Source organism: Anabaena sp. EIM26, from assembly GCF_057568715.1.
In genome coordinates, this window is sequence record NZ_CM172472.1 from 3,557,661 (window position 1) to 3,574,729 (window position 17,069).

At 40.2% G+C, this 17,069-nt stretch carries 15 protein-coding genes; 4 read left to right on the plus strand and 11 right to left on the minus strand.

The features are described from left to right. Positions 1 to 124 precede the first annotated feature (124 nt). Positions 125 to 1,873, minus strand: a complete 1,749-nt coding sequence (locus tag AC012T_RS15475) for a diflavin flavoprotein (protein ID WP_487059669.1) — start codon at positions 1,871 to 1,873, stop codon at positions 125 to 127. A gap of 137 nt (positions 1,874 to 2,010) precedes the next feature. Between AC012T_RS15475 and AC012T_RS15480 the strand changes: the two genes are divergently transcribed. Beyond that, positions 2,011 to 2,772 carry a pantothenate kinase gene (locus AC012T_RS15480; RefSeq protein ID WP_487066615.1) on the plus strand — a complete coding sequence of 254 codons (762 nt, stop codon included), beginning with the start codon at positions 2,011 to 2,013 and terminating at the stop codon, positions 2,770 to 2,772. Positions 2,773 to 2,966: 194 nt separating this feature from the next. Here the strand turns inward: AC012T_RS15480 and AC012T_RS15485 are convergent, their stop codons facing one another. Together AC012T_RS15485 and AC012T_RS15490 are read right to left on the minus strand one after the other, a co-directional pair. After that, positions 2,967 to 3,782: an alpha/beta fold hydrolase gene (locus tag AC012T_RS15485; RefSeq protein ID WP_487059671.1), complete on the minus strand. Its 816-nt coding sequence runs from the start codon at positions 3,780 to 3,782 to the stop codon at positions 2,967 to 2,969. Between the two features lie 95 nt (positions 3,783 to 3,877). Further along, positions 3,878 to 4,345 (minus strand): NUDIX hydrolase, encoded by a 468-nt coding sequence (locus AC012T_RS15490; RefSeq protein ID WP_487059673.1) that lies wholly within the window; start codon positions 4,343 to 4,345, stop codon positions 3,878 to 3,880. 531 nt (positions 4,346 to 4,876) lie between these two features. Between AC012T_RS15490 and AC012T_RS15495 the strand changes: the two genes are divergently transcribed. Together AC012T_RS15495 and AC012T_RS15500 are read left to right on the plus strand one after the other, a co-directional pair. Continuing rightward, positions 4,877 to 7,654, plus strand: a complete 2,778-nt coding sequence (locus AC012T_RS15495) for a TIGR02921 family PEP-CTERM protein (protein ID WP_487059675.1) — start codon at positions 4,877 to 4,879, stop codon at positions 7,652 to 7,654. 242 nt (positions 7,655 to 7,896) lie between these two features. Next, positions 7,897 to 8,076 (plus strand): hypothetical protein, encoded by a 180-nt coding sequence (locus AC012T_RS15500; protein ID WP_015214714.1) that lies wholly within the window; start codon positions 7,897 to 7,899, stop codon positions 8,074 to 8,076. Positions 8,077 to 8,326: 250 nt separating this feature from the next. Here AC012T_RS15500 and argH read toward each other — a convergent pair whose 3' ends face one another. The 8 genes from argH to trmD form a co-directional block, all read right to left on the minus strand. Beyond that, positions 8,327 to 9,712 (minus strand): argininosuccinate lyase, encoded by a 1,386-nt coding sequence (gene argH / locus AC012T_RS15505; RefSeq protein ID WP_487059677.1) that lies wholly within the window; start codon positions 9,710 to 9,712, stop codon positions 8,327 to 8,329. Between the two features lie 92 nt (positions 9,713 to 9,804). Next, positions 9,805 to 10,017, minus strand: a complete 213-nt coding sequence (locus AC012T_RS15510; RefSeq protein ID WP_487059679.1) for a hypothetical protein — start codon at positions 10,015 to 10,017, stop codon at positions 9,805 to 9,807. Between the two features lie 99 nt (positions 10,018 to 10,116). Then, entirely contained in the window at positions 10,117 to 10,911 is a 795-nt protein-coding gene (larB, locus tag AC012T_RS15515; RefSeq protein ID WP_487059681.1) for a nickel pincer cofactor biosynthesis protein LarB, read from the minus strand. A gap of 173 nt (positions 10,912 to 11,084) precedes the next feature. Next, positions 11,085 to 12,869 carry an ABC transporter substrate-binding protein gene (locus tag AC012T_RS15520; RefSeq protein ID WP_487059683.1) on the minus strand — a complete coding sequence of 595 codons (1,785 nt, stop codon included), beginning with the start codon at positions 12,867 to 12,869 and terminating at the stop codon, positions 11,085 to 11,087. A gap of 19 nt (positions 12,870 to 12,888) precedes the next feature. Further along, positions 12,889 to 13,509, minus strand: coding sequence for a PIN domain-containing protein (locus AC012T_RS15525; RefSeq protein WP_487059685.1), 621 nt, complete (start codon positions 13,507 to 13,509; stop codon positions 12,889 to 12,891). 31 nt (positions 13,510 to 13,540) lie between these two features. Further along, positions 13,541 to 14,098: a hypothetical protein gene (locus AC012T_RS15530; RefSeq protein ID WP_487059687.1), complete on the minus strand. Its 558-nt coding sequence runs from the start codon at positions 14,096 to 14,098 to the stop codon at positions 13,541 to 13,543. A 27-nt stretch (positions 14,099 to 14,125) separates the two neighbouring features. Then, entirely contained in the window at positions 14,126 to 14,605 is a 480-nt protein-coding gene (gene ispF / locus AC012T_RS15535; RefSeq protein WP_487059689.1) for a 2-C-methyl-D-erythritol 2,4-cyclodiphosphate synthase, read from the minus strand. Between the two features lie 73 nt (positions 14,606 to 14,678). Next, a complete protein-coding gene (gene trmD / locus AC012T_RS15540; protein ID WP_487059691.1) occupies positions 14,679 to 15,410 on the minus strand; it encodes a tRNA (guanosine(37)-N1)-methyltransferase TrmD in 732 nt (243 codons plus the stop codon). A gap of 787 nt (positions 15,411 to 16,197) precedes the next feature. On the opposite strand from trmD, the gene AC012T_RS15545 reads away from it, so the two are divergent. Next, on the plus strand, positions 16,198 to 17,061 hold the full coding sequence (locus tag AC012T_RS15545) for a cyanophycinase (protein ID WP_015214722.1): 864 nt from the start codon (positions 16,198 to 16,200) through the stop codon (positions 17,059 to 17,061). Positions 17,062 to 17,069 lie beyond the last annotated feature (8 nt).

Here is a 17,069-nt window from a genome sequence, read left to right on the forward strand (position 1 = left end):
TCCTTGTCTACCTTCCCTCCTTGTCTTCCTAGTCCTGCCTTTACAGTTAATATTAAAAACCTACCCCTGTGAGACCCCCTAGCCCCCTCCCCGCAAGCGAGGAGGGGGGACAAGAAAGAATTATTTAATAGTGGTTTCCGACTTTGCGGTGGTGAACTGCTGTGAGTGCGTCAGGATTTGATACTCTGCCAGCATAAACTGTGCTGAATACTGCCCAATGATCGCCACAGTCCATTCTGCTGACTACTTCACATTCCATGTATGCTAGGGCATCACCTAAAATGGGTGCGCCATTTTCTGCTGGTTGGGTTTTGACTCCTTCAAAACGATCTGCACCGGGGGCGAATCGTTTTAAGAAGTGTTTCATCAATGGTTGATAGTTGCCTTCTTCTAATACATTGAGTACGAAGCGATCGCCTACTTGCATCAATGATTCGATCGCTCGGTCTTTGGCTACAGCGATGGAAAACCCTAATGGTTTGAAGCTGGCTTGACTCACCCAAGACGCTAACATGGCGCTGGATACGTCGCCTTTTTTGGCTGTAATGATATATAAACCGCCGCTAATTCTCCCCAAGGCTTTATCTAAGTCAGCACCAAGGGATTTCATGGCTTTGATGCTTTTGTCTCTGCTTACCCACTGTCCTAAGTCAGTTCCTGCTTCTTCGCATTTTTTGAAGGTGTTTTCTGTTGGTGTTTCCCGAATTTCAATCACTGGGAAAGCAACACTCAAACCCGCAGCCCGGAATTGATTTAATAGTGGGTAAGTTGGTTCATCATTTCCACCACCGGTTTCAAAAATACCGATCGCTTGTTTTTCTTTTGCAGAACCTAAAACGGTGCTAAGTGCAGCTTGAATTGTGGGGTTTTCAGTGGCTGGGGGCATTCCCACAACTATACCTGTACAGCGTCCTACAAGCTCTCTCAACTCTTGTAAATCAACTGCTCCACCCAAATCAATCATTTCCACCGCTACGCCAGTTTTACTGATACCATTGGCGATTGATTGCGCCAAGCGATCGCTATAGCCATACTCGGAAACGTAAAATATCCCCACCGGTGTTTCCGCTTTGGTTTGTCCTTGACTCCAACTGCGGTAGCGTCCGGTTAGTTCCTCGACATTATGGAGAAGTAACGGCCCGTGTCCAGTAGCAATCATCTTGATAGTTTTCAATTCTGCCATCCGCTTCATCGCCGACAACACAGAACGAGCATTTGGCCCCATCAAGCAATCGTAGTAATACTGAAAATCTTCTTCAATTGCTGCCAAGTCATCATCAAAGGTGCTTTCTGTGCAGTAGTGCAAGCCAAAAGCATCGCAAGTGAAGAGAGTTAGGGTTTTGTGGTCAAAACTGAAAATGGTGTCAGGCCAGTGTAAATTAGGGGCAATAACGAACTCAAATTCGTGTCCGTTTCCTAAATCCAAGCGATCGCCATTTTTGACAATTCGGCGTTTAAAAGGTCGATGTACCAAATCTTCTAAAAACTGAATCGCTACCTTAGACCCAACTACAGTAATATCAGGAGCCATTTGCAGCAAATCTTTAACCAAGCCGCTGTGGTCTGGTTCTGTATGGCTGATAATTAAATAATTTATCTCTTCAGGATTGATTAAACCCGTGAGTGTATCAAAATAAAGCTTACGAAACTTTTCGTGAGACGTATCGACTAAAGCAATTTGCTCACCGCGAATGAGAAAAGAGTTGTATGTTGTCCCGTTTTGTAGACCAAACTCAATATCAAAGCGATCGCGATCCCAATCCAAAGACCTAATCGCTGTCGTATCTTCAGCAATTTCTACAGTCTGTATGGTGAGCCGTTTTTCTGGGTTTGGATTTTCCTGCCCTTCATGTTTATCGGTGAGTAACACCATAACTCCCCTCCTTGACAAAATGAGTATTTATTCCTCTTGCTTTATTGTGACACGGGTTGAATATTAGTTTTTCTTAAAAAACCTATGGCTGACTTAAGAAACTTAAAACTGTGAACGAAAACCGTTGGTTAGCATTGATGATTGGTAATTCCCGCTTGCATTGGGCTTTATTTATCAACCAAACTCTCCACTCAACCTGGCATACACCTCATATATCAGAGTCTGATATACAACAGTTAGCTCAAACAAATACTTTTCCTCTTTCACCATCTTCTTCTATCCCCATCTTCCTCTCTCCCCATCTCACCATCACTCTCGTTTTAGCCTCCGTAGTTCCTAGTCAAACACAACTTTGGCAAACTTACCCCAATGTCCGCTTAATTACCTTAAACAACATCCCTCTCCAGGGTATGTATCCCACTTTAGGAATTGACCGCGCCCTGGCTTTGTATGGAGCAGGCAAAAAATGGGGTTTTCCCATATTAGTGATTGATGCTGGTACAGCACTGACTTTTACAGGTGCAGATGCTAATCAGCATTTAATTGGAGGTGCAATTTTGCCAGGTTTAGGTTTACAACTAACAACACTCGGTCAAAAAACCGGACAATTACCATTATTAGAAATTAAGGAAATTATAGACTTACCTCAGCGTTTTGCCATGAACACACCAGAAGCAATTCAAAGCGGAGTAATTTACACCTTATTAGCAGGAATTAGAGATTTTGTTGAATCTTGGTTATCTTTATTTCCTAATAGCAAAATCGTAATTACAGGAGGAGATAGTAATTTGTTAATAACCTATTTACAAGCTAGATTTCCAGACATAGCAGCAAGGTTAATCGCCGAGAAAAATTTGATTTTTTTAGGAATGGGAAAAATATTATTTGGGAATAGTTAATAGAAATATGAATTTTTAACGTAAGTAAACATAACAAGTTACAGATGACATAGAATAGAGATAGCAGTTTACAGCTCATGAAATTATGTCTAAAACATTAATGATTGACGTTATTATGCAGCAGTTAGACGCTAGCAGCAAAAATGAGTGAAAATTGGAGCCTTGTTTTAACGAGCCATAATATAAATTAGCAATTACAAGTTTTCCTTGACAAAATCACGAATATATCCAGCTATAACCCCAGCACAAAATTCTGGTAAATTATTTTCTGCATGGGCAATTATCTTTAACTCAGCTTGAGGAATTAGTCGCGCATAAGTATTACTTTTAGCTAAAGCAAGTGCTGTATCTTGACCACCTTGCAAAATTAAACAAGGTACTTCTAGTGAGTACAAACGATTTTGTAATAACTCTGCCTCAATTTCCGGTTGCTGTCGGTTAAAAAGTAAGTGACAAGCTGTCGAATATTGCAACAATTTTTGTCTGAGTTGTAAATCTTCAGTAATTTTTTGTTCCCAACCAATTAATTTAATTAAAGGTTTTAGTAAGCGTAAAAGTTTGACGAATAGTGGTGAAAAGTTAAATAGTCGCTGCATTTTTTGCCAATGCTGTTCTTGTCCTGCTACCCCTACACCCTCTGGTTCTAACAATACTAAACCAGATACTTGTTCTGGATATTTTAAGGCATAACTAGCGGCAATCCAAGCCCCTAGAGAATCTCCAACTAAATAGACTTTTTCTAATTTCACAGCTTGGAGTAATTCAGCCAAACAATCTACTTGTAAATCTATTGAATGGTGAATATGAGGATTTTCTGATTCACCAAATCCTAATAAATCAGGTGTTAAGCAATGGAAATCTTGAGAAAGTAATCGCATGACTGATACCCATTGATGACTATCATTCCAAGCACCATGCAAAAAAATTACAGGAGTCCCTTCACCAACTTCAAGCCAAAACAATAGCCCTTGAGAAAGTTTTCTCCGGGAGTTACGAAATAGTATATCCATATGAAATTATGCACTAACTGTTAACAGATTCTAGATCTTAAACGATAGATTCCAGATTACATATAAAATTCAAAATCTAAAATCTCTAACTTTTATTATGCCAATGTTGTTAAACCATTCAAATAGTCTTCTAACTGTCTAGAGTGGTCATGAGACATCTGTGCTTGAGGTAGGGAACTAGGAGAAAAAGCTTGAATTTGCAATACTTCTAAGGAGTCATTAACCTTCATTTCTCCTTGTACTTCAGCTTCAACCGCAATACAAATTGAATGGATTCTAGGATCTCGATCTGGTGCAGAGTAAACACCAACCAAACGCCGAATTTTCAACAACTCAAGTCCGGTTTCCTCCATTAACTCCCGACGGACTGCGTTAGGAATATCCTCTCCCCAATCCACCATACCACCAGGTAAAGACCAGCAACCATCATCTCGCCGTCGAATTAGCACAATTCGACCATCAGGTAAAATCGGGATAACACTAGTACCAGTAATGGGATGTCGAAATATAATACCCAATACTGTTTGTCCAAAGTGCCATAAAGAACGTGTTAACTGGATCACTGGTGTAAAAATAGCAAGAATGTTTAATTTGCAAATTTTTGTACTGTACTTTCTAGTTACCTAGCATTTAAAGCAGTAGACAAGGCGGTTAGCACATGAAACGATTATATAACTAGGACATCAAAAGGCTTTTAGCACTGTCACCTGCAATAACACAGAATGGCAAAAATAACTATCCAGTAGAAAAGGTTTAAAAAGCTGATAAAGTGTGGTTTTTCCTTACAGCCTTTTGCCTTCTGCGTCCTTGCACTATAACTGCTATATATTAGCAAATTAAATTCAAAAAAATTTGACCAAAAAACTTAACTTTTGACAATTCTTTTCTGTAAAGCCGCTAAAATTCTGCTGACAGAATTAGTTTAATCTAATTCTCGCTACGTTGGTTAATAAAGTTACAGTCCGATTTTCTGAAGACAATGTAAATATTTATCTAATTTATCTAATTTATTTATCTCAAACTAGGAATATACTGGCTGCATTCTGTAGAAGCATAAATTATTGCAATTATTGCTGATAGGAGGGGTTCAGGCTATGAAGTTTTTCTGGAATACTGCTTTTTACGCCATTTTTTGGCTCTGGAATTTAATATTTTTAATGTTTGTGTATTTGGGGATGATCCCTTTGATAGCTGTACCATTATTCCAAGCTACCTTACGGGGTGATATCCCCATAGAATTTTCTCTAACTTTAGTTGTCTTAATTGCCATACCAACAGTTTCTACAATTATTGGTGGCAAGTTTTTTACTAAACAACCCCTACAACTCATTCGCTTATTTTACGGAGTAGAAGCACCATTATTTTTGTTGTGTTTACTGCGTTTATTTGTGATTAGGGAATTGACACCCGCTACTACTCAAATTTTCGCCACAATTGGTATCTGTATTGCAGCTTTTGGTGGAGAATTATTTTTTGGATATGCTTCTAGACGCAAAAATACCCTGCAATGGGTGCAAATGGTGGCACACAGTTTAATGCTACTATTCGGCATCTATGCAGGTGTAATTTTGTTATTTTATGCCTTGCCTTTATCAGCATTTGTGGTGCAGGAGTTTCTTAAATTTGAGTGGCTAGAAGGTTTATGGTATGCATTGACTCATGGTTACTGGTTTAGTGGATTTTGGTTTTTTAGTCTTTGGTTAATTCTCTTTACTTTTAGTGCCACTTTATTCATTTTTATGCCCTCGGCACTAGCAGCAATGTATATACATTCTGGTACTAGAGTTTTACAAGCTTTTGCTAGAGATTACGGGATTAAAAAGGCTTTTGCTGGGGCTAGTGCTGTTCTAATTGCCTTTGTTATTACCTTTGTATCCTTACAACAACAGCCTCAAGTATTAGCTTTTTCTTTATTAGCTAATGCACCCAATAATGAGCGTAGTCGCCAAACTATTTTATCTAAATCAAATCAAATTCGTGACGGTTTAGTTAACGCCTATTTATCTTCTTACCGTTATCTTAGCAGTAGAGAAGATAATGATCATATTAGTGCTATGTATAAATGGATAGGCTTAGATAAATCAGTAGCTAATAATATTCAAAATGGCTACAATTTGCTGATGTCACCATTTTTGTATCAAGGTTCAGAAAAAGATGCAGAAAAAGCTGAAAAACTTTATGCTGAATTTTTTGATACTCCATTACAAAAAGCTGAAAAATCAGCAGTCACCCATGCTGTACAGTCAACTTTTAATCAGCAAGAAGTAAAAGCTGGTTTATTAAATATTAATGAGAAAAAAGTTTGGTTGGCATCACAACAAGTCACAGTTAAAGAACATGGTGATTGGGCTGATGTAGAATTATACGAAGTTTACAAAAACCAAACTTCGGAAGTTCAAGAAGTTTTTTATTCTTTTTCTTTACCAGAAAGTGCTGTAATTACAGGGTTATGGTTGGGAGATACGAATAAACTATCTCAACGTTTCCCTTTTACTGTTTCTCCTCGCGGTGCTGCCCAAAAAGTTTATAATTCCCAGGTGAGAAGAGAACGCCCTATAGATCCGGCTTTGTTAGAACAAGTAGGGCCAAGACATTATCGTTTGCGGGCTTTTCCTATTCCTCCTAAAAATGTGCAACAAATTCCAGAACAACCACCACTTGCTACGGAAATGCACCTCTGGCTAACCTACAAGGTGATGGGTAAAGAACAAGGTTGGAAAATGCCAGATTTAGGAGAAAGACGCAATATTTTCTGGAGTCAGGATACTAAACGTACCCGCAACGGTAAAGCTTTGAATTTGAAACAGGATGCTTGGTTAGAAGAATTTGTCCCCGCTAGTGGTAAGGTTCAACCTGCGCTGCATGAAGTGAATTTAGAAAATGGCCATCGCATTGTCATTAAGCCTTTATCTCTCAAAGATTACTCTTTACCCAAAGGACAACGCATTGCTTTAGTTTTGGATACTTCCCGCAGTATGGGTAGTCATATCAAGGAATTATCCCAAACCTGGCATTGGTTGAAACAGCACGGTTTTGCAGACAAAAATTTAGCTAATAACGATGGCGATTTATATGTCAGTGTAGCTAAGGGTGCAACACCCAAACGGCTAGATGATATTCAACAATTCACTGCGGAAAAAACTACTTTTTACGGCACAATTCAACCCCAGGAAATGTTGTCACAGTTTAATCAATTGCGTGGTGATACAGCCTATGATGCGGTTGTACTGGTGAGTGATGAAGGAAGTTATGAGTTGTCGCGTAATAACAAAACTATTGTGGTCTCACCTGCACCTTTATGGATAGTGCATTTAGGTGGACTACCCGCAGCTTACAATGATGGAATCATCAAATCTATCCAAGATACTGGTGGTGGAGTTTCGGAAGATATTGCTGAGGTGCTGGGAAGAATTGCTACGAAATCGGCGTTAGGCGACTCTGTGGTGAATGTGGTAGATAATTATGCGTGGTATCTGCAAAAAAATGAGGCAGCAGATGTGAATAGCCCTCAACTGCCAGCGGATTTACAACCATTAGCTGCCCGACAATTGATTTTAGGGTTGAGTAAACAAATCAAGTTGGACAATATCAAAAGTTTAGATGCAATTCATGCGATCGCTAAAAAGTATGCAATTGTTAGCCCCTATTCTTCTATGTTGGTATTAGTCAATGATGAACAAAGACAGTTACTCAAAGAAGCTGAAGCCGCAAGTGATCGCTTTAATCGCAAAATAGAAAATGGTAAAGAAACCCTCACCAAACCCAATAATCTCCTAAAAACCAGCATCCCCGAATCCTCCGGTGGCTGGATGTTGGTTGCCAGTGCAGCAGCATTATTCATTTTGGTGAAACGGCAAAAGATTAAAAAGTAAGTAGCAGGGAATAGGGCATTGGGGGTAAAATCCCCCTTCCCCCATACAATGAATTACATCCAAATTTTCACTTTTGCAGAAATAATTCTCAATTTAGCTTGACAAAGACCCCTGTAGTACGGTAGACTAGTATACTGTTTCAAGTATATTGATTTTCTGCACTAGGCTAAAAGTATATCAATAACATCGGTAGCTGATATTGCCTAGATGCCGATTTTTTGTTGTTTATTCATGAGGTGAATATGGCCAAGCGCCGTAATCCGAAAAAAGAAAAGGCGCTACGGAACCAGGCTTATGCCAGGAAGTTTCGTAAACGGACGACTACAGGAAGAATGCAAAGAAGGTTCCAACAAAGACCACCTAAGAGTGAAGAAGAAGAAGGAACAGGAGCAGCAGCAGTTGATGGGGCTGAGATGAATTAACTGTTTTAAATATTTACTCTTGAATTAATTTTTTATCTGCGGGCGTACATTTATTTTATTTGTACGCCCTTACTTATTTAGGGGTTGCTGAATAAGTCTTTTCGTTAGGACTAGGAGGCAGGAGGCAGGAGTCAGGAGTCAGGAGTCAGGAGGCAGGAGTCAGGAGGCAGGAGTCAGGAGTCAGGAGGCAGGAGGCAGAAAATGAATACAACTCAGCACTCACCACTCGGTACTCACTACTCGGTACTCACTAAGTATTGACTTGAGTACGGGCTGCGAGGATAGCTTGGTTAACTTGGGCAAAACCAGTACCACCGTAGCTATTACGGGCTGCAACTACTTGACGGGGGGATATTGCTTCATAAATATCGGCTGCAAACGCTGGGTGTATTTGTTGCCATTCTGCCAATGTTAAATCTTTGAGCAATTTACCTGCGGCTATACTAGTTTTCACCACTTTGCCCACCATGTTGTAAGCTTCCCGGAAGGGTACTCCCCGCGCAGCTAGATAATCTGCAACATCGGTGGCATTAGAAAAGTCTTCTGTAACTGCTTGGGCAAGGCGTTGGGCGCGAAATTCTAACCCTTCCCGCAGCAAAATTGTCATGGCTTCTAAACAGGCTTTAACTGTGTTAACGCTGTCAAATATGCCTTCTTTGTCTTCTTGTAGGTCTTTGTTATATGCCAGGGGTAGCCCTTTCATAATCACCAACATGGCTTGGAGATGACCAAAGACACGTCCTGTTTTCCCACGCACTAATTCGGGAACGTCGGGATTTTTCTTTTGGGGCATGATGCTGGAACCAGTGGCACAGCTATCTTTGAGGGTGACAAAGCGAAATTCTTCTGATGACCAGAGGATCACTTCTTCTGAAAGACGGCTGAGGTGAACCATAATTAGGCTGGCTGCACAAAGGAATTCGATCGCAAAATCGCGATCGCTTACTCCATCCAAACTGTTAGCATAAACGCTATCAAAATCTAATAGTTTTGCTGTGTAGTGTCTGTCAATGGGAAAAGTAGTTCCCGCTAAAGCGCCGCAGCCCAAAGGAGAGATATTCACTCGTTTGTAAACATCTCCTAAGCGTTCCCCATCACGTTGTGCCATTTGAAAGTACGCCAACAGATGGTGGGCTAAACTCACTGGTTGAGCGCGTTGCAGGTGAGTATAGCCAGGAATCAGGGTTTCAACATTTTTTTCAGCTATATCGAGTAATACAGTTTGAAATTCCCGTAAATACTGACGAATTTGGGTAATTTGGTCGCGGAGATAGAGTCTGGTATCAGTACCTACTTGGTCATTACGAGAACGGGCAGTATGTAGCTTTTTACCAACATCACCCACTATTTCAGTCAATCGTTTTTCTACGGCAAAATGCACATCTTCAGCATCAATACCCGGCTGAAATTTGCCTTGTTGGTATTCTTGCCGGACTTGTTCTAAACCTATAACTAATTCTTCTCCTTCTTCTGGAGAAATAATTCCTGTATGAGCCAGCATTTTGGCATGAGCTTGGGAACCAGTGATGTCATATTCTATAAGTTGAATATCAAAACTTATACTGGCATTAAAACGAGCGATTGCCGGATGTAGCGCGGATTCAAACCGCTGACTCCAAGTTTGTTTTTCGGTCATAAATTAGAAGGGAGAGGAAATAACAATTGGCGATTTTAGACTTTGAAATCAATCCAAAATCTAAAATCTAAAATCTAAAATCTAAAATTACCTTAACCGTAACTAGTTAAACTTTTGAGCATATAGCCAATAACCAACCCGATTAATAAAGCCCAAATTTGTCCGGTCTGGACAAAGTGGTTCCAATTTCGTTGTATCTGACCCATAAGATCAGCATCACGAACGTGTTGAGCTAGGAAAGTGATATCTACAGGCAAATGCCAAAGTATATGAGAGATTGAATCACTTACACTTAGGTAGTCCATATTTTCTATAGCCTAGTTTTGACAATTTATAGTAGCCGATGACATCTAAAGTTTAAGCGACATTACGCATTATTGACTCTCGGTCTCTATTTGATTTTGTCAACTTTCATATTTCTGTGATGCCAAGCTCAATTTTTCAGCCGTTCGGAGAATTTGCCCTGCGAGAACTGCTGCACCAAAGCCATTATCAATGTTAACTACACCTATACCAGCTGCACAAGAGTTAAGCATTGTCAGTAGAGGTGCTAAACCAGAAAAACTTGCACCATAACCGATACTGGTGGGAACAGCAATTACGGGACAATCGGCTAAACCTGCAACTACACTAGGTAAAGCTCCTTCCATTCCTGCTACCACTATTAATACTGATGCGGAATCAATTACGTGACGGTTATTTAATAAACGGTGAATTCCGGCTACACCGACATCCCAGAGACGCTGAACACGGAAACCAGAAAGTTCGGCTGTAACTGCGGCTTCTTCGGCTACGGGTAAATCGGCTGTACCCGCTGAAAGTATAGTAATTGTGCCGGTGAATTTTGGTTCAATATTGGCGGGACTAATGGCACAAATTCTCGCCATTTCGTAGTATTGCAGTTCTTTTACTTGCTGTTGCAGAGTGGCATAAATAGCTGGTTCAATCCGGGTGGCCATGACTACGGAACCGCGTTGACGCATGACTTCCATAATTTGAGCAATCTGATCAGGTGTTTTACCCTGTCCCCAAATCACTTCTGGAAACCCGGTTCTTAATTGACGGTGGTGGTCAATTTTGGCAAAGTCACCTACAGATTCATAATGTAAGTCTTTGAGTGAGTCGAATGCCCTATCTGGGCTGATTTTACCATTGGCGACGGCTGCTAAGAGCGATCGCAAAGCTTCAGGTTGAGTCATTACAATTTTGGATTTTGGATTTTGGATTTTAGATTGATTTTTTGGTGATTGGTAATTGGTAAAATTCTCACTTGCTGTTCGCTATTTACTCTTAACCCTCTTAACCCTCTTAACCTTCTTAACCTTCTTAACTGTCACCTGTCACCTGTCACCTGTCACCTGTCACCTGTCACCTATTCAGTAATTTTAATTTCATGAATGTTCCAGAATGCACCACCAAGAGCAGAATATTGTAAACCTTCAAAGCGATTCCTGATAGCTGTCATAGAATAGGAATTCACCAAGTAAATAAATGGTAAATTCTCTTGTGTTAATCGTTGACTTTCGGCATAAATTTCTTTAACTTTGGCTTCATCAAACTCCTGTGCGCCTTGAATATAAAGTGCATGAATCTTTTCTTCCCAAGGTGAAACTTCCCAACCTTCTATCGGCTTTTGTCCTGGTTGTGGTTTCTGATTAAACATATGTAATCCACCTTCAGGAGACCAAACATTAGCGCCATCATTTGGTTCTAACCCACCAGTCAAACCTAGCAAAGATGCTTCCCAATCTAAAGTATTAGATAGCTTATCTACAAAAGTATTCCAGGCTAAAGGCGTGAAATCAACTTGGATACCTATTTTGCTCAAGTCTTGTTTAATTTGCGAACCCATTGCTTCCCTAATTTTGTTACCTGCATTAGTAAGCAAGGCAAACCTCACACGGTTTCCTTGAGCATCTTCCAGTTGATTTTGAGCATTATATTTAAAGCCAGCTTTAAGTAATAATTGCTTCGCTTTTTCTAGATTATAATTGTAAACTTTTAGCCCTTTTTCTGGAGCAAGATAATAGGGACTTTGGATAGAAATTGGAGAATCTTGTGTTTTACCCAAACCACGAAACGTATTATTGATCATGGTTTTTCTGTCAATAGCATAGGCTACAGCTTGCCGAAATTCTACACTATTAAACCAACGGGACTTGATAGGATCGATAAGTGGCTTACCTGCTCTTTTACCTTTGTTCAAGTTAAAAAGCACAAAACTAGTACTAGTAGATGGCCCACCATTTTCGATTTTAAAATTACCTTGTTTTTCTTGGACTTTTAGTAAAGAAAAGTAATCAGGTGTCACCCCTACAGCATCTAATCCACCAGAACGAAATTGCAGTAATGAAGTATCTGTTGATTCGACAATTTGCCAGATAATACGTTGAATATAAGGTTGGGGATTACCTTGAGCATCTTTACGCCAATAATAGGGGTTACGTCGAAAGATTACACGTTGACTGGTATCGTACCGCTCGAGTTTATAAGGGCCATTAACAATTATTTGCTCAGGTGGAGTCTCCACACCCCATTTTGTGAGAAAAGTTGGTTTTCCATCTTGGTCTTTCTTTTTTACTGATTCTCCCAAAGCATGGGAGGGTAGAATAGCAGCACTAGCATTTTGTAGAAATGGTCTAAAAGGTTCTGGTACACTAAATTCAACTCGACGCTCATCAAGTTTTTTTACACTAGGTAATTGGCGATTTTTACCAATTCTCAAAATATCTCTAACATTTGTTGGTATGGCTTCATTTAAATAAATATCGTTGTATGTAAATACCACATCATCAACGGTGAGGGGTTTCCCATCAGACCATTTTAAACCTTCCCGTAGAGTGAAAATAATCTTTAATTTATCTTCAGAAACCTGCCAGGATTCTGCCAAATTTGCCTCAAGTTTACCTGTGATCGGATTTTGGCTAATTAAGCCTTCGTAAGTGTAACCAAAAATATTAGGAGATTCGGAACTTAGTGCATAGTTGAAAGTTTTTGGATCACTGAGAATACTTGTTACTAATTGCGGTATTTGAGCAGCATCACTTTTCAGCTTAGTTGGGTTACACGCAGTAATTGAGATTGCTGTAAATGACAGGATAGTTATGAGTAAAAAAAAGCGTTTTATGGAATTGGATATTTTTTTAGTAATTGACATATTTTTAATAATTGATTATTTAGTTTGATGAAGGAGAATAAAACCAACCCAGAAATGGCTGTGTCATAGTAAAGTATTTAATTTCAGCGTTGCGTAAAGCATCTCTTACTTCCTGTTTACCAAAGTCATTACTATTACCACTTATAAATGCCTTTTCCTCATCAGGTTGTGAATTAGCATGATCGAGTATACACTGTAATATCAAGTTATCCATGATATCTTTTTTGATTGGCAATGTTTCTGGCTCGTTTAGCATTGATTTACAAATATTCTGGAGCTTATTTTGTTCTAAATTTATGCCATTTACCCTACGATTGATAGCATTATAAAGACGATATTGAATATCATTAAGCAATGAATCATTATCAATTTTTGCTCCCTCTAAATTTCTACATAAAGATTGAGCATGGGGAGAAGAGAGATCGCGTTTAGCTTCTTTAATTTTATTTTCTATTTCTGTTTTAAAAGACTCTCTTGCTTGTTTTTCTATCTTAAAGACAGATATAGCTTCCACATAACAAATGTTTGGCATAAATATAAGTACTTCATTAGGTGGGCTATATAGTAAACCTTCTGCTTCGGGATCTTGTCCTTTGGCAATTGCAATCAAAAAATTAGTTTCTATGTAAAGTATTGTCACCTGAATTTACCTGATAATTAAATTCTATATTTTATTCATCATTCTGCAAATAAGTATCTCCCCCTTCTAGTCTGGAAAATAATTCAATTTCTTTCAATTCTTTAGATGCAGGTGGTATTTCTGATTTCCAGTGATAAGCTAAGTCTCTTAACCAAGCTTCTATGAGTGTTTTCAAATAGAAAGAAAATATTCGGTTGCTCTTGTCTCTAAAATCTCGGTCATAATGGCTAAGAATATCAGCAGTTTTTAATAAAGTTAAAGGTTCTAAAAATTTGCCATTCCTCCATTTAAAAATATTGATTTCTTCTAATTCAGCTAACATTGCAAAGCGAGTATCTTTTTTAGCATTTTGTAAATATAGCCTTGTTAATTGTGATAAATATTCTTCCTTCACATCTCCTTTTGGGAGTTTTTTAGCTTGAACATCAACTAATAGTGCGATTTGCTTATTTTTGTCTAATACAACAATATCTGGATGGGAAAGAAGAAATAAACTTTCTATTTTTTCCGGTGAATCAAATTGATTATTCCAAATACTAGAAATAAGTCTAATTTTGATTAATTCTTCGGGTTTATCTAAACTAAACATTTTCCCATCCTCCTATTAATCAATTAATTATGCTGCTGTCAACAAAACTACAGCATAAGCACAAATACCTTCTTCTCTCCCAGTTGGCCCCAATTTTTCATTAGTGGTAGCTTTGACACCAATTTGATTTGGTTCTAGTTGTAAAACCGCTGCTAACTTATCTCGCATTTTAGAAATATGGGGTTTTAATTTCGGACGTTCTGCAACAACGACAGAATCAATATTGCCTATTTTCCAACCTTGGTCACGAATTAGCTGGTGTACTTGGGTTAATAGTACAAGACTATCAGCCCCAGCCCATTGAGGATCTGTGGGGGGGAAATAATGACCAATATCCCCCAAAGACAAAGCGCCTAGCATCGCGTCCATGATGGCATGAGTTAGCACATCAGCGTCACTGTGTCCTAACAAACCGAGTTCATGGGGAATGTGAATACCGCCTAAAATTAAAGAGCGATCGCTCACCAATCTGTGAATATCGTAGCCGTTACCAATTCTGATGTTCATAAGAAAGAGGATTTCAGGAGTTCAGGAGTTCAGGAGTATGGCTTACCCACGCTGCGCTATTCAGTATAAAGAATTAATGTTCCCCCTGCCCCCCTGCACCCTGCCCCCTGCCCCCCTGCCTCTCCTGTTGCCATTGTTCCAGCAAATCGGGACGGCGGGAAGCTGTACGTTGAATTTGTTGTTGGAAACGCCACTTAGCAATTTCCGCATGATTTCCACTCAGCAGAACATCTGGGACTTTCCAACCCCGAAAATTGGCTGGACGAGTATACTGGGGAAAATCTAACAACCCCTCCTCAAAACTTTCGGCTTTGAGAGATTCCACCTTACCCACCGTTCCCGGTAGCAGACGCACCACCCCATTAATCAAAGCCATAGCCGGAATTTCTCCACCAGTCAGAATAAAATCACCCAAAGACACCTCACGAGTGACTAAATTTAGCACCCTGTCGTCCACCCCTTCATAATGTCCACAAATCACGATCAATTGGTCGTAATTGCTCACCAATTCGCGCAACAGAGGTTGATTTATGGTTTGACCTTGAGGACTCATTAAAATCACTTCTCGGCGGGGTAAAGTCGGCAGCGACTCCACAGCCGCAAAAATGGGATCAGGCTTCATCAGCATCCCTACACCCCCACCGTAGGGTTCATCATCCACCTTCCGATGCTTATCAGTTGTAAAATCCCTAGGATTAACCAGATGCACTTGGGCAATCTGTTTGGTTAGGGCTTTACTCAAAAGACCGGAACTCAGAACCGAGCTAAAACAGTCAGGAAAAAGCGTAACTATATCAAAACGCACAGTAATTCGTATTCAAGGACACTAAACTAAGATTTAAATATCTAACCAACAAAAGCAGCCAAAGAGAGGTAAGACCATAGAGAAACTTAATCAATAGTATCTAAAAGTACCAGAACTATATATTTTTTGGTGCGATCAAAAGTTTTTCTAATTACTTAATTTATGTTTAAATATTGTCACAACTAAATTTAAATTAATAATCCAACCAAAGTTAACAACTTCCAGGATGCATCGAGCCAGCCTCAGAAATAAGAGTGTCAAGACCTGCTTGCCCCAAATCCAGAGGATAAATCTAGCCCCTAGTACTATTTTGCCAATCTGGAACAAGTGGATAGGCAAAAAACAAGGCTCTGGCGATGAGGGACAGCAACGGACACATGAAAACTGAGGCATCGTGTGCGTTAAATGAGAAGTTGGAGAGAAGGTGAGAAAGCACTAAAGCACGGTTAGCCCGTCTCAGGTGACAGCCTTACCCGCACCCTTCCAGGGAAGCAAGCCACTTGGTAGCATCTCCAATAGGAGAAGAGTATCAAAAAGGCTTTAGCCACTCCACACTGATCACAAGTGTCCTCTCAAAGAAGCAAAGGGCGAAAATCAACAGGCTGGTAAACCTTGTTAAATTCACCCGCCATTCGCCACAAGCCGACGGCACTTCCTTCAAGTTGGGCATTGGCGACAGCAGTTGCTTCAACAGAGGGAACCTCCGCAACGCACTGCCTCCCCAACGGAGTGCCTTGGAAACCCGTCCAAGGCGATGGCTTCTGAAGTTGTTGACCGGAGAAACACAATGCAGCAATTAAAAGCTAAATCGCTGGAAATGAGGACACCCCAAGCAACTAAAACCGCTGTTCTAGTTATCGGAGGCGCAGAAGACAAAGTTCACGGACGCGAAATCCTGCGGACTTTTGTTGCTCGTGCCGGTGCTAGCAAGGCGTATATTACAATTATTCCATCAGCCTCCCGTGAACCAGCCATTATTGGTGGCCGGTATATTCGCATATTTGAAGAAATGGGTGCTGAAAAGGTTGAGATTTTAGACATTCGAGAACGGGAACAATGCGAAAACCCACAAATTAAAGCATCCTTAGAAGCCTGTACAGGGGTGTTTTTAACAGGGGGAGATCAATTACGTCTCTGTGGTGTCCTGTCAGACACACCAGCCATGGAAATTATCCGGCAGCGGGTAAGGGCTGGACAATTGACTTTAGCCGGTACAAGTGCAGGAGCAGCAGTGATGGGACATCACATGATTGCTGGTGGTGGGAGTGGTGAAGCACCCAATCGTTCCCTAGTTGATATGGCAACGGGTTTGGGATTCATTCCTGAAGTTGTTGTTGATCAGCACTTTCACAACCGAAATCGTATGGGACGTTTAATTAGTGCGATCGCCGCGCATCCTGATCGTCTAGGCATTGGCATTGATGAAGACACCTGTGCTGTATTTGAACGTGACGGTTGGTTGCAAGTCATGGGCAAAGGCAGTGTCACAATTGTTGATCCCACAGAACTCACCCATACCAACGAACCTCATGTCAGTGCCAATGAACCCTTAACCGTGCATAATTTGCGCTTACATATCCTCAGTTACGGAGATCGTTTCCATCTTTACCAACGGACTGTTTTACCTGCTGTGCATCGGATCTCCAGCTGACGGTATAG

What these genes read in the sequence shown, in the direction of transcription:
- AC012T_RS15475 (WP_487059669.1), bottom strand. Translation starts at nt 1,873, where the DNA reads ATGGTGTTACTCACCGATAAACATGAAGGGCAGGAAAATCCAAACCCA.
- AC012T_RS15480 (WP_487066615.1), top strand. Translation starts at nt 2,011, where the DNA reads ATGATTGGTAATTCCCGCTTGCATTGGGCTTTATTTATCAACCAAACT.
- AC012T_RS15485 (WP_487059671.1), bottom strand. Translation starts at nt 3,782, where the DNA reads ATGGATATACTATTTCGTAACTCCCGGAGAAAACTTTCTCAAGGGCTA.
- AC012T_RS15495 (WP_487059675.1), top strand. Translation starts at nt 4,877, where the DNA reads ATGAAGTTTTTCTGGAATACTGCTTTTTACGCCATTTTTTGGCTCTGG.
- AC012T_RS15500 (WP_015214714.1), top strand. Translation starts at nt 7,897, where the DNA reads ATGGCCAAGCGCCGTAATCCGAAAAAAGAAAAGGCGCTACGGAACCAG.
- argH (WP_487059677.1), bottom strand. Translation starts at nt 9,712, where the DNA reads ATGACCGAAAAACAAACTTGGAGTCAGCGGTTTGAATCCGCGCTACAT.
- AC012T_RS15510 (WP_487059679.1), bottom strand. Translation starts at nt 10,017, where the DNA reads ATGGACTACCTAAGTGTAAGTGATTCAATCTCTCATATACTTTGGCAT.
- larB (WP_487059681.1), bottom strand. Translation starts at nt 10,911, where the DNA reads ATGACTCAACCTGAAGCTTTGCGATCGCTCTTAGCAGCCGTCGCCAAT.
- AC012T_RS15520 (WP_487059683.1), bottom strand. Translation starts at nt 12,869, where the DNA reads ATGTCAATTACTAAAAAAATATCCAATTCCATAAAACGCTTTTTTTTA.
- AC012T_RS15530 (WP_487059687.1), bottom strand. Translation starts at nt 14,098, where the DNA reads ATGTTTAGTTTAGATAAACCCGAAGAATTAATCAAAATTAGACTTATT.
- ispF (WP_487059689.1), bottom strand. Translation starts at nt 14,605, where the DNA reads ATGAACATCAGAATTGGTAACGGCTACGATATTCACAGATTGGTGAGC.
- AC012T_RS15545 (WP_015214722.1), top strand. Translation starts at nt 16,198, where the DNA reads ATGCAGCAATTAAAAGCTAAATCGCTGGAAATGAGGACACCCCAAGCA.